This window comes from Methylomonas lenta (assembly GCF_001644015.1).
Classification (GTDB): Bacteria; Pseudomonadota; Gammaproteobacteria; order Methylococcales; family Methylomonadaceae; genus Methylomonas; species Methylomonas lenta.
In genome coordinates this window covers 35,776-49,431 of record NZ_LUUI01000077.1, presented here as the reverse complement: position 1 = coordinate 49,431, position 13,656 = coordinate 35,776, and the positions used below count along the sequence as shown (strand labels likewise).

Below are 13,656 nucleotides of genomic sequence, written 5' to 3'. Positions count from 1 at the left end.
ATCCCCTCCGTCCGTCAATCACAGATGGCGCCTAAACATTAATTAAGCTTACCCAAGAAACCAATTTTGAGTTCGCTTGCAAAACCCGACTAATACCAGCATCAAGGGCACCTCAATCAGCACGCCCACCACGGTTGCCAAGGCAGCGCCGGATGACAATCCAAACAGCATCACCGCTGTAGCAATAGCGACCTCAAAATGATTGGAGGCACCGATCAACGCCGAAGGCGCGGCATTTTCATAAGAAAAGCCCCAATATTTTGCCGCTATATAAGTGATAAAAAAGATCAAAATGGTTTGTAAGGCTAAAGGAATAACAATCCATAAAATAGTTAATGGATTTTGAATGATGACTTCGCCTTTAAATGAGAAAAGCAATACCAACGTCAACAATAAGGCAACAATCGTGATCGGAGTTAGAATGTGCAAAAATTTCCGCTCAAACCAACCCAAACCTTTATGGGCAACTATCCATTTGCGGGAAAAGTAGCCGGCGAATAACGGCAATGCAACATATACACTTATAGACAGCAGCAGAGCCTCCCAAGGCACCGGCAATTGCCCCACACCTAAAAGAAAACCGCCAATAACGCCATACAACACTAACATCACCAATGAATTAATGGCAACCATTACTAAGGTATGACCAGCATTACCTTTAGCCAGATACCCCCAAACCAACACCATGGCCGTACAGGGCGCCACACCAAGCAAAATACAACCGGCCAAATAGCTACGCCATAATGGTACTGCCAGCATTTTTACCCCTTCGTGTAACACCACCATACCAGAACCATACTGACTGCCGACCGTTAAATCCAAACCAAAAGGCATTTTTACTAAATCAACCGCATCCGCGCCTATGAGTTGTTGAAACAACATCCCCAGAAATAGATAAGCAATGGCATACATAGTAAAGGGCTTAATCGTCCAGTTAACAATCAGTGTCAACGTCACTGGTTTTATGCTTTTTCCAGCTTTCACCACTTCAGCAAAATCGATTTTCACCATGATGGGATACATCATGAAAAACAAGCAGATGGCAATAGGAATCGAGACTACCGGTGCACCGTTGACATTGACACTCATACCATCCAGCGCCTTGGCAAATTCCGGCGCATAAACCCCCAGCAGAATACCTGCGCCGATACACAAGCCCACCCATAGCGTTAAATACCGCTCAAAAAAACCCATAGCATGTTGTTTTTCAGTCATCAGATACCCCTTAGGCTGTTAATCGACCAATTGCATTAAGCTCAGTCTTGAGCTGATCAGCAGTCATGGTTTCCAGTGGTAACGCCAGCATTTTCTGTACCCGCAGCTTCAAAATACCAAATGTTGTTTCAAAGGCGGCAATTTTTTCCTCTTCCGTACCTTCAATATGACCCGGATCCGATACGCCCCAATGCGCCCGAACAGCATGGTTAAGATAAACAGGACAGGTTTCACCGGCCGCATTGTCACAAACCGTGATCACAATATCCATCAACTGACTTTCAAACTCATTCCATGACTGGCTTTTATAGCCTTCAGTGGGCAAACCATGGCGTTTCAATGTAGCCAATGCGCCAGCATTTATTCTGCCTATTGGATGGCTGCCAGCCGAAAAGGCTTGAATACGCCCCTGGCCTAAGTGATTGAATAAAGCTTCGCCCATAACACTGCGACAAGAGTTGCCAGTACAAATTACAAAAACGTTTTGCATGTTCCTTCCTTTACTATCGAGCTTATGATTAACAGATCAGTTTTTTCGCGCAACGTTAGCCACAACATGACGATTGTTTATCTTCAGAGGGCCGACAAGCAAAAGGGTTTTCACCATCAGAGGCTGCTTTTTGATCGTTAAAAGTTGGGATTTCGGTCAGCGAATGAAAAGACTCCCAGGCAATGCCTTGTGGGTCAGTAATCCAGTATTTATCCGAACGCGCATAACAGCATGCTGCGCCTTCCTGAGCTTCAATCGGTGTCTGGGTCGCATCCAGTTGTTGTTTGAGTGATTGTAATTCCTGTTCATTTTCAGCCTGAATACCGAGGTGATCTAGCCCCAGCTGCTTGCTACGATTAGAAATGGCAAAATTAACCCGCGGATCATCCAACATCCACTTGGCATAATCCTCATGCTGTACCGTTGGCGGACAACCGAAAATTGTGCTGTAAAACGCAATATTTTGATCGAGATTTTCTACTGCAAGGTGAATATGCATTCTTTTCATCAGGATTCCTTTAAAGTTAACGATATATACGTATAAGCATATATAACAACAAAAAAATTAACAACACATAAGTGTATCTGGACGGTTATTCATTTGCTGCAAACGCTCCCAATCAGCTTTAAATACCTCGGTGAGCTCAGCCGCAGCCAAGGCATGTTTTAACAATGGAGCCGTCCAGTCTGCTAGCTTAGGGTTAATCTGATAATAAACCCATTGCCCATCGCGGCTGTCTAGTAATAACCCGCATTGCCTTAAGGATGCCAAATGACGAGATATTTTAGGTTGTGATAAAGCCAGTGCTGCTGTTAATTCGCACACGCATAGCTTTCCCTCCTTCTGTAACAAGGTAACGCACCGTAAACGCGTGTCATCGGATAAACATTTAAAAAACTGTGCAGGTGACATAAATGGCTATATTTTTGATGGTTGAAGAATGATAAATTTAGGCTGATTCAAATAGCAACTTTTTCTAACGCACTCAATGTATTCAGCTATTAGCGTAGCGCTAGCAAAGTCTTACCGGACTTTTCGCATTATTTCCCGGCAGCCTGCCGACTTAACGCCGGCTAAAATACTTTATGGGCATGAAAATGGATGCCGGACAATGTCATCACAGCCCGGCCATGCATTTTTGTTTTACATCTGCGATTGCAAATAATTTTGAATACCAATTTGCTCGACCAACCCCAATTGCGTTTCCAACCAGTCGACATGCTCTTCCTCGCTTTCCAGAATATGCTCAAACAACTCACGGGAAATATAATCGCTAACCGTTTCACAATAAGCGATAGCTTCTCTTAAGAGTGGTATGGCTAGCTTTTCCAGCTTTAAATCGCATTCCAACATTTCTTTTGGATTTTCGCCTATCATTAACTTGCCTAAACTTTGCAGATTAGGCAGCCCGTCCAGAAACAGAATTCGCTCGATCAACTTGTCGGCATGCTTCATTTCATCGATGGACTCGTGATATTCCTTTTCGTTGAGTTTTGCATAACCCCAATTTTTGTACATACGCGCATGCAAAAAATATTGATTGATGGCAGTAAGCTCGTTTTCCAGGGCTTTGTTTAGATATTCAATGACTTTTTTATCACCTTGCATAAAAATCTCCTAAATTCGGTCGTAGTTGGGCTAAGTTATGTCGACAGATAGCGGCATTGAGTCAAAGTAACACACTCCCAACCCACTAAACCAGCTCAGTCGTGAAACACAGAATTACATTTAAAGACAATAAATCATAGCAGACCCAATAAGGCTAACTATCAAACCATAAACCGCAACTTATGCAGCCTTTTGCCAGACTCTACATGGCTTTGTATAAGTCGTCAGCGATTAACCAAAGGTGCCGCCATTCCAGCCCCAGAATTCGGCCGGACAACTGCTGAATTCGATATAAATTCTGTCGGCTGCCAGCGATAATTCAGTATTTAGCAATTTTGAAATCGAGGCTGATAAAGCCTTGGCTTGGGTAGCCGATAAGCCAATGCTTTTACATTCGACATAGGCTAGCGGCTCAGCAGAGCCTCCAAACAACATAGCCTTTTCTGCATGCATGTCGACCATAACATACCGTTCGGGCTTAGCGGTTTCCTTGGCTAATAACTTAGAAAAAGCTGCTATTAAATGGGGGGCTTGCTCATCGCCAATCTGTACATTGGTGCTTAGTTTTAAATAAGGCATCGGTATTTCTCTCCTTTATACAAATTGTTGGTAATCTTAGCGGGTATTTAATAAAAACACACCGCGGAGAAAGTCATGAACCCACGATTTTTCACAATTGTCGCAGTTATGCTGAGCTTACCTATGGATTCCGTTTTAGCCTATGGCAGCAGTTCAAGCTCAAGTAATTGCGACAAGCCCAAATATTCCGAATTTAACCCGAATGCCAATACATACCTACAAAGCTTTCGTGAGTTTTCCTTTGTAGCCTCGCCCAATACCACTGCCAACTCGATAGAAGTGAATATCAGCGCTGGTGCATTCAAAGAACATTTTAGTGCTAAAGAGCTAGAAATCACTCCTCAAAAAAGTGGCCGCCTGGAAGTAAAAGGCAAACTCAACAAACCCTTCCAACACGGACATGCCCGCATCAGCGTCACAGCCCACAGCAAACCCGGTTGCGAAAGCACGGATGGGTATTTGATTAAGGTACAATAATTTAGCCTCGAACCAATTACTGGTTAAAGCATTGATATACAGACTAAAACCCTCACTACTAGTCACTATTTTGAGCTGTTTGTTATTCGTTATTTCAGGGCGAGCTTATTCTGAAACAACGGCTCAAAATTTTCTGGTGCTGAATAATCACTATATTGTAGAAAATCCAGCCAACGGAAAACTGAATGATCGTTTTGCAATTACTAAAATTCGTCTAGATCAACACTTTGCCTGCTAAAACCGTAATTCTAACTTTCGACGATGATTATCAAAGCTTTTACCCCCATAGCCTACTACCCGGATAATCATGCACCATGATCACCCTAAACTTGAAGAACTAAAAAACTCTCCCAGAGAATATTAAAATGAGTGCCAGGCATGGCAATGAGCCTGCCAGTTTTGACAGGTTGCATATCAATAGGTCATCCTAAGAAAGAATTACGCCAATACACATCAATAGCTTTACCAGAATTAATAATCCGACTTCATCTGTTTAATTGGCTCAACATGCTAAACTTATGCAGACACACATGATCAACAATATAAACATGGCACGGATCATGCTTTATTAACATCGGATTATCAATTACACGCGCTGATTTTAAATACTAAAGGAGTTTTGCCATGATTTTAAAGGCTTTTACCGCCATTTTATTAACCGCAACCAGCCTATCCTCATTGGCTTCGCCTGTATTCAATGCAGACAACGGTCATTATTACGAGCTACACACTTTTACTGATGATTGGCGTCTTGACTGGGTGGACGCTAAAAACTTCGCCGAAAGTTTGACGTTTCTTGGCGGCTCAGGTTACCTGGCAACCGTAACCAGCCAGAATGAGGACGATTTTTTGTGGAATACACTCGGCGCCCAAGGTAGTTTTCTGGGTGGAATTGATACCAGCGGCAATGAAACCAACTGGCAATGGGTTACAGGCGAAGCATTCAGTTATACAAACTGGGTGACTGGCGAACCCAACAACTGGCAAGACAACTCACCATTAACACCTAATAACGAAGACTATTTGATGTATTGGTGGCCAGGGAACAACTACACCGGACATTGGAACGATACCAATGTGGATTCATCTTTTATGGATAATAATCAACTCAAATATACTACCCGGGGATTTGTAGTTGAGTACACTCCAACAGCTACTTCACCAATAGTACCCATACCCCACAGCATCTGGCTGTTTGCTTCAGGCATACTACTGATGTTAAAACGTCAAAAAAACAACGCTTAACGTCTTTCAATCACTCTCTTAGCCCGCTATCTTCCTGGATATGCGGGTTAATCAATGACTTTATTTAGCCCCGCAGCCTCGACTCATAATTCATACAACAAAAGGACTTTTGCCAAGGCACTCTAAAAACCAGAGCTTCTAACTCTACCCCCCTCCCAAGCAAGCAATCAAGCCAGAGAAACGTGCCTGACTGATAGAATGCTTTCAGCATATTTCTCGCCAAAATCGACTATTTACTAGTTTTTTTCCAAACCATCACTATACTCTCCACCCCATAAACGCCAAAAGCTCGACACCCCCACTACAAATAATTGATGAATCGTAAAATCATTGCAATCGCGCTATGGCTCCCCGCATACAGCTTACATGCCAAACAGACAAATGAAGCGACTTATCAACAGGCATTGGAACAAGCGCGCTCGGGTCAAACCGAACTTGCTTTAGAGCAATTACGGCTTCTCGTAACTGATCACCCAAGACGCAAACAATATCTGTATGACTACTTGCAACTACTTTTATGGGCAGAACGTGATGATGACGTACTAAGGGAGGCCGAAGGCCTAAACCTTAAACGAGCGCCAGCATACGTACTTGAAACCATTGCCAAGTCCGCTCGCAACAAAGGCCAACTAGATAAAGCCACCGAACTGTATAGCCAAGCGGCTAAAAAAACACCAAATCGGCTGACCCCAAATCTCGGCATTGGCTTGATTCTACTGGATCAAAAGCAAACCAAAGCCGCCATAGCGCATTTCAACAAGCTCGCCCAAAACTTTCCGGATAATTTTGAGTTAACTTTGGCCCTGGCATCTGCTTTAGAGCAAGACGGGCAAACACAAGCCGCAGAACAACTTTACCAACAAGCCTTAACCTATGAACCGGATAATAAAAATGCCGCGCAAGGTTTAATCAGGACGCAATCAGCCAGCAAGGACTTTACTACTGCAATTGCTACAGCCAACACACATCGACAAGCATTAAACGACGAAGAATGGACTCACTTAAACTGGGATTACGCTACTGATCTTATTAGGCAAGGCGAAAGAGATACAAGCATAGATCCAACCAACTTCGCCAAGACTGACCTAGCTATTCAAGCGATTAAAGCCAACCTTGCAGCATTAGCAACACTCAACCTGAAGGATTTAGCATACTGGCAAACACGTGCAGAAGCGGATTTATTGGTTGCTTTGCATGATCGCAAGCAAATGAGCGATGTCATAACCCGCTTTCGACGCTTACAGCAACAAAACCTGTCACTGCCCGCCTACGCAAAAATGGCAACGGCAAACGCCTTTGCAGATCAAAATCAGACAAAAAATGCGCAGGCACTCTATCAAGAAATAATCCAAGAACAACCGAAGAATTACACCGCCCAAAAAGCTTTGGCTAAAATCAGCCTGGATATGGGCGATAAAAGTCAACTGGACAACAGCCTGACCCAGCTAAGCGAATTTGCAAACAGTCATCCGGATGTCGCGAATTATAGATATGACTATTTACAATATTTACAATGGAGCGGTCATAACGCTGAAGTGCTCACAGAAGCTAAAAAAATCGAGCTGGACGCCGCCCCTGCCTATATTTTGGAAACCATTGCCAAAGCCGCACGTGAATTGCACGATTACCCACAAGCGGAAAAACTCTACACTATGGCTGCCAGCAAAGCACCGGATCGCCTAACACCCCAATTGGGACTAGGTCTACTTATGCTGGACCAGCACAATACCAAGCTAGCGACTCGACATTTCGATGAGCTAGCAAGTACCGGTCAACAGAACTCGGACATCTTGTTTGCACAGGCAGCAGCGCATGAAATGGCTGGACATCCCAAACAAGCCAGCCAGCTTTATCAAAAACTCCTAAACAATCAACCGCAACATACGGAAGCAGCGCGCGGCTTGATTCGCACCCTGGCATCTGCAGGCCTGCAAGCAGAAGCCCTACAAGTGGCCAAACAGCACCGCTCATTAGTGCCTGACGATCTATGGGTCGACTTAAATTGGCATCACGCTGCCGAACTCGTTCGCCGCGGCAAAACCTCTTTAAATAGCAACCCAGACAATTTTCATTACACCGATCAGGCCATTGCTGCAATTAACGCTAACATAAAGTCAATTTCCAGACTTGCAATCCGCGACAAGAAAATCTGGTTAAGCCGAGCCCAAGCCGACCTATTGGTTGCCCTACATGATCGCCAACTTTATAACCAAGTTAACGATGAATATGAAGTTGCGTTAGATCAGAATCTCAACCTGCCCACCTACGCACTGCTGGCTGTTGCCGACAGTCAACTCAAAAACAACCAGCCGACTGCTGCTCGCGAGCTATATCTACAGATTTTTGCCAACGAAGCGGACAATCTCGATGCGATTGAAGGCCTGATGCGTACCTATTTGGCAACTGGGCAAACACAAGACATAGCACCCATTCTGATAAAACTACAAACGCTAGCCGAACAAAATCCCTCACAACCTCGCTATCGATACGATCTGCTACAAGGTTTATCCTGGCTGGAGCGAGATACAGAAGTATTGCAGCAAGCACTTCTTATCGACAAAAATTCGGCGCCTGTTTATATTTTGGAAACTGTGGGCCGCTCAGCGCGCAACACCCAAGATTATCCGCTTGCCGAAAATCTGTATAGCCTTGCTGCCGACAAAGCACCTGATCGACTAACACCCAAACTCGCACTGGCCGGATTAATGCTCGACCAGCAACAAGCCTTATCGGCTACCACTTACCTGCAACAACTTCGAGTAGACTACCCGAACGACATTGAATTGATCCTGACTCAGGCTAGCGCAGAAGAACTTGCCGGCCAATACCTCAAAGCCGTCGACTTCTATCAACAGGCGCTCGAACTACAGCCGACTCAACCAAATGCGCTGCGTGGCAAGGTATTCGCCCTATCAAATGCCGGCCAAACCGAGCAAGCTTTAACTATTGCCGAAGCTAACCGAACTTTATTTAACAATGAAGAATGGGCTGAGCTAAAATGGAGCCACGCCGCCGGGTTGATACGTCAAGGAGAACAGGCTTTATCCCAAGATGCGCGAGATTATCGCAGCATAGATCAGGCAATTAACGAATTGCAAAGCAATATCGCCTTAGTGGACTCACTGCAACTCAAAGACCCCCTTGTTTGGCGGCAAAGAGCTCAGTTTGATTTACTGGTCGCCTTTCGTGATCGACGCCGTATGGACGACACCATCGCGCTATACCAACAGTTACTGCGACAAAACACGAGATTACCTGTCTATGCCCGCATGGCAGCAGCCGATGCCTACCTGAATAACCGCCAACCGGAACAAGCGCGGGAGCTCTATCTAAGCGTTCTACAGGAAGTGCCTGATTACTATAACGCCAAAGCATCACTTGCTTACGCCTATTTAGAAGCCGAACAACCGGATTTAGCCCTTGCCACCGCAGAGCAACTGTCGAAGGAACAACCGGAAACCATTAGCCTACCCCAGACTGACGGTAGTGAAATCAGCATTCCCAATCCTAAAAAAGCCACCGCGGATATGACCGCTGCGATATTCCACGCTTATGTGGACGATCTCAACGAGGCACAGTCGCGCCTGGAGCGCTTGCATTTGCAATATCCCGATAATACCGACATTCACAGCAAACTAGCTGAAGTCTACTATTTTCGCGGCTGGCCCCGCAAAGCACAACATGAAATCGATATCGCCCGCCAACAGGCGCCGGAACATTTCGGCTTAAAATTAAATCAGGCCAAAGTTTCGCATGAATTACGTGACTACCCTGCAGAGCAATCGCTGACAAACGAGCTTTACAGTGATTATCCAGAGGATTCCGGCGCACTAAAACAAATGCAGGCCTGGAAACGACACAATAAGCCGGAGTTAAAAATATTTGCAAATGGCGGTATCAGTAAAAATGAACCTTCGGCTGCGGCGTCATTAATTGGTAACGATGAAATCAATATAGATAGCATTGCTTACTCTCAACCGATAGCTCAAAACTTTAGATTATTCGCACATAATGGCTGGAAAACTTCGTCGTTTAAGGAAGGTAGTTCATGGCAATCTACACTTGGAAATAGTATCGCCCTACCAAACCCTTCCGATTTACCCGATTGTAATTTAAATACTAATCCAGACGACTGTAAAAAAATCGTCTTGTTGAACAATACTGCCGATCTCATAGCCAAACGCAACTGGCAAGAAACTGACGCTGAAATTGGGAATGGCTACCTAAGACATTACGGTGTCGGCGTTGAATTCACTCAAGATAAAACCAAAGCAGGAGCTGAAATCCACTATGACAACAGTGGGGCAAATAAAGTAGGCGTAGATTTAGACCTCGAATATCAATTTAATGATCATTGGCAACTGTTTACCCACTTAAGTAGCCTGGATAATAATATTCCGGTACGCGCACTAAAGTATGGGGTTACTGCAAAATCGGCTCTTATTGGTTTTACATTCAAGGTTAATGAATCCAGGCAATTCAACTTATCCAGCCACTATTATAATTTCAGTAGCGCACAATCAACTTCCTGTAACTCTGTATCAATTCCAGAAATAGAGTTTAATTCGACTGTCTATAGCCCTACCTATTTAAGCTCAGAACAAGTATGCGACAGCGCGGCTAGCTATGATTACCTCTCGCAAAAATATAAAAGCCTGACCGATACCGTAGCAGCCATCTTGCCCGAAAAAGACAATCTTTCCGCTAGTACGGGTAGAGCATATGATGAAATATGGTCAAGCCAAACAGTAAATGATTTTATTCAGCAAACACAACTATCTAACCTTACCAACCAAATATACAACCACTCTAACAACCGCTACGCTTTAGATGGGAACTATTTCGAACGCTGGTACAGTGGTCCAATTTATAAGTTCTCAACCATCTTGGGCGCTAGTTTTTCTGCCAATACATCCACTAACGTTTTCTATTACAGCCCCAAAAAAGATGCCACAGTCGCATTGACACTGGACAATGACTGGCTGACTTACCGTAATTACGAAACAGACTTCCATCAACGCGTAGCCCTAACTGCTGGCGATTACTGGCAGGAAGATTATGGCTCCAATATGATTGGCAATATCCAATATGAACATCGCTGGCACCTTGGCTCTGATATAGAACTGATTTACGGCGGCAACCGAAGCTATCGTTATTACGATAATGCCTTAACCCAAACGTGGCAAATGTATTTAACAGCCGATATACGCTTCTAATATGCAAATATATTCACAGCCACCATCATGCCTGAATTGATGCATTCATTAATGGACAAACTCTATCAAGTCATCTCGTTAGTGATGCATGCCAGCTACCAAATCTGGCAATGGATTTGGCAAACTGCCAGTTATTTTGCCGGCGAATGGATAAGTCTGCTACTAGAGTTTGCCTTTTATTACCCGCTCTTCATGGCTTATCTATGGATGATAGGCGCATTCATCTATTATTTTCACTGGGAAAAAAACAGCCATTTTGATCCCGACCACCCACCCATATTGCAGAGCTATCCACCGGTTTCCATTGTGGTGCCATGCCACAATGAAGGACGCGAAATCGCGGATACCATCGAGTTTTTGTTGCAACAACAATACCCCGATTTTGAGATTATTGCTGTCAATGATGGCAGCCAAGACAATACACTGGACATATTACTGGAATTGGCTGCGAAACATCCGCAATTGCGGGTAATCAACCTGGAGCAGAACCAAGGCAAAGCGGTGGCTTTAAGGACCGGTGCGCTTTTTTCCAATAACGAATATCTGATCTGCATAGACGGCGATGCCCTATTAGCACCACACGCCACCACCTGGATCATGCAGCATTTACTCTCCGGGCCGCGCGTGGCTGCCGTCACTGGTAATCCCCGCATACGCACACGCTCAACGTTGCTAGGTAAAATCCAGGTTGGCGAATTTTCTGCCATTATCGGCCTGATCAAACGGGCGCAACGAGTCTATGGCCGCATCTTCACTGTTTCTGGCGTCGTTGCCGGCTTTCGGAAATCAGCGCTGCATCGCGTTGGTTACTGGAGCACCGACATAGTGACTGACGACATTGACATCAGCTGGAAATTGCAACTCGATCATTGGGATATTCGTTTCGAACCCAATGCACTCTGCTGGATTTTGATGCCGGAAACTTTGCGAGGACTATGGCGACAACGTTTACGCTGGGCCCAAGGCGGAGCAGAGGTTTTGTTTCGTTACAGCAAACCTCTAGCTATATGGCGGTCACGGCGCATGTGGGGGATTTATGTCGAATATCTGACCAGTGTATTCTGGTCCTTCACAATGATCATGATTTTAATCCTCTGGACACTAGGCTGGTTTTTCGAGTTACCGGATGAACTGACCATTCCAACACTGATACCCAGCTGGGGTGGCGTACTTTTAGGGGCCACTTGCTTACTACAATTTGCCGTCAGCCTGATTATAGATTCCCGCTACGAAAAAGGCATTACCAAAACCTATTACTGGATGATCTGGTATCCATTGATTTACTGGCTGATCAACGTGCTAACAACTGTATGCGGCTTGATCAAAGCCCTGATAAAAAAACGTAACACACGAGCAACCTGGGTTAGCCCCGATCGAGGTCTGAGATGAAACAACCCTTGGTCATCAATTCACCATCGCTGCAGAGCCTAAGTGAGCGTTACCTCTCCGCCCTCTTCACGTTTCTGTTCTGGATAATCTGGATTTTTTTATGGACTCCTTTAGTCACTTTAATCGGCTGGCTGCTGGGTTTAGATTTGGTTTATCTTGAAATGATAGAACTGGAAGGCTATAAAGCCGTGATTACCGATTTCGGCTTATTTCTAATATGCGTGGCGGTTATAGGTTTTATTTTGGGAATTTGGGCGCTTTATAATTTTATGCGCTTTAAAGACATCGATCGCCGTGCGGCCATTGAGCCTGTCAACAACCATCAATTATCCATATTTTTTGCTATCGACCCCTCATTACTGGCCAAACAACAAAAATCCCAGTGCTTATCAGTCTATTTCGATGAGCATGGAAATATTGTCAACAGTACAGAAATTGAGCTTCCCTCTGAAATGCCAAAACAATCTTCTGTTACAGCAGAGCTGAAGCAACAACCCGAAACTCCAATCTAAAGCACCAACACGGAATTTTGCTTGGATTTATCCAACTTATAACTCAGCATCAAAATATCTTCGCTACGTTCGACATCTTTATCGACAGCGGCCACGATGTTTTGCATGGGGATTCCAAGTCGGCACCTTATTCCAAACCAAATCCTAATCAGGTTTTTCTAAAGGCAACTGCTAAACATTCGCTAATTGAAACACTTTCAGATGCCGCCAAAAACCTAGCTTCATAATACAAAACTCACTCACTTAGGCGAAATTGCCAGCTGATCAAGCCTTAGTCTTAGCAACTTTTAGCCAGGCGCAATTCGCTTGCAAACACTTCATTGATTGCTAATGCAGGGTGATATGATGGATGTAGATTCAGAGCTTGGCATATCAGCTCACTTCATGGAATTGGGGATATTACTATGAGATTTTTCGGTCTTTTATTACTACTGACTTTTACAGCTACGGCTGCGCTTGCATATCATAACTGGCCTATTTTTATTGCGCCCAATGAATTGTCGCTTGGGTTTACAACTATTCAAGCCCCCATTGGGCTGGTTTTGCTAGGCACATTGATATTTATCACTGTGCTCTTTCTAATGAATATGGTCTATATGCAATCCACTTCAATTCTTGAATCCCGTCGCTACTCGAAAGAATTGGAAGCGAACAAAGAGCTAGTCAACGATACTGAAAAATCGCGCTTTACCGAATTAAAAAATAGTTTTGAAACTGAATTGTCCAAACAAAGTTTACTTAACGATGAAATAAAAGCCGAACTATTTGCAAGATACGACCTCGTTGATGGTAATTTCCGCACCATGATTGAAGAGATGGAAAATACGCTGGACGCCTATATTGGCGAGTTAGAAGATCGTCTTGAAAGAACCAAATATTTACCGCCTAGCGAAAGTTAATTAAAAGTAAGCTACAAAAAGAGAT

The 13,656-nt window shown here is 44.3% G+C and carries 12 protein-coding genes; 6 read left to right on the top strand and 6 right to left on the bottom strand.

Annotated elements, in window-relative coordinates:
• Nucleotides 1-48: 48 nt before the first annotated feature.
• From arsB to A1359_RS05300, 6 genes are all read right to left on the bottom strand, one after another.
• Nucleotides 49-1,215 carry an ACR3 family arsenite efflux transporter gene (gene arsB, locus A1359_RS05325; RefSeq protein WP_066979097.1) on the bottom strand — a complete coding sequence of 389 codons (1,167 nt, stop codon included), beginning with the start codon at nt 1,213-1,215 and terminating at the stop codon, nt 49-51.
• 10 nt (nt 1,216-1,225) lie between these two features.
• Nucleotides 1,226-1,705 (bottom strand): arsenate reductase ArsC, encoded by a 480-nt coding sequence (locus A1359_RS05320; RefSeq protein WP_066979088.1) that lies wholly within the window; start codon nt 1,703-1,705, stop codon nt 1,226-1,228.
• A gap of 55 nt (nt 1,706-1,760) precedes the next feature.
• Nucleotides 1,761-2,213: an ArsI/CadI family heavy metal resistance metalloenzyme gene (locus A1359_RS05315; protein ID WP_066979086.1), complete on the bottom strand. Its 453-nt coding sequence runs from the start codon at nt 2,211-2,213 to the stop codon at nt 1,761-1,763.
• A 57-nt stretch (nt 2,214-2,270) separates the two neighbouring features.
• Nucleotides 2,271-2,618, bottom strand: a complete 348-nt coding sequence (locus tag A1359_RS05310; protein WP_066979083.1) for a metalloregulator ArsR/SmtB family transcription factor — start codon at nt 2,616-2,618, stop codon at nt 2,271-2,273.
• Between the two features lie 231 nt (nt 2,619-2,849).
• The gene (gene bfr, locus A1359_RS05305; protein WP_066979080.1) at nt 2,850-3,314 is read right to left on the bottom strand and encodes a bacterioferritin; all 465 of its coding nucleotides are present in this window, start codon (nt 3,312-3,314) and stop codon (nt 2,850-2,852) included.
• 231 nt (nt 3,315-3,545) lie between these two features.
• On the bottom strand, nt 3,546-3,893 hold the full coding sequence (locus tag A1359_RS05300; protein ID WP_066979077.1) for a phenylpyruvate tautomerase MIF-related protein: 348 nt from the start codon (nt 3,891-3,893) through the stop codon (nt 3,546-3,548).
• Between the two features lie 75 nt (nt 3,894-3,968).
• On the opposite strand from A1359_RS05300, the gene A1359_RS05295 reads away from it, so the two are divergent.
• The 6 genes from A1359_RS05295 to A1359_RS05270 all read left to right on the top strand — a co-directional run bounded on the left by A1359_RS05295 (nt 3,969) and on the right by A1359_RS05270 (nt 13,631).
• On the top strand, nt 3,969-4,370 hold the full coding sequence (locus A1359_RS05295; RefSeq protein WP_066979074.1) for a hypothetical protein: 402 nt from the start codon (nt 3,969-3,971) through the stop codon (nt 4,368-4,370).
• A gap of 624 nt (nt 4,371-4,994) precedes the next feature.
• Entirely contained in the window at nt 4,995-5,615 is a 621-nt protein-coding gene (locus A1359_RS05290; RefSeq protein ID WP_066979070.1) for a lectin-like protein, read from the top strand.
• Between the two features lie 314 nt (nt 5,616-5,929).
• Entirely contained in the window at nt 5,930-10,831 is a 4,902-nt protein-coding gene (locus tag A1359_RS05285; protein ID WP_066979067.1) for a tetratricopeptide repeat protein, read from the top strand.
• A gap of 27 nt (nt 10,832-10,858) precedes the next feature.
• Entirely contained in the window at nt 10,859-12,220 is a 1,362-nt protein-coding gene (gene pgaC / locus A1359_RS05280; RefSeq protein ID WP_083960508.1) for a poly-beta-1,6-N-acetyl-D-glucosamine synthase, read from the top strand.
• Nucleotides 12,217-12,732 (top strand): poly-beta-1,6-N-acetyl-D-glucosamine biosynthesis protein PgaD, encoded by a 516-nt coding sequence (pgaD, locus tag A1359_RS05275; RefSeq protein WP_066979064.1) that lies wholly within the window; start codon nt 12,217-12,219, stop codon nt 12,730-12,732. The genes pgaC and pgaD overlap by 4 nt, the downstream gene beginning before the upstream one ends.
• A gap of 404 nt (nt 12,733-13,136) precedes the next feature.
• Nucleotides 13,137-13,631, top strand: coding sequence for a hypothetical protein (locus A1359_RS05270; protein WP_066979061.1), 495 nt, complete (start codon nt 13,137-13,139; stop codon nt 13,629-13,631).
• Nucleotides 13,632-13,656: the final 25 nt, after the last annotated feature.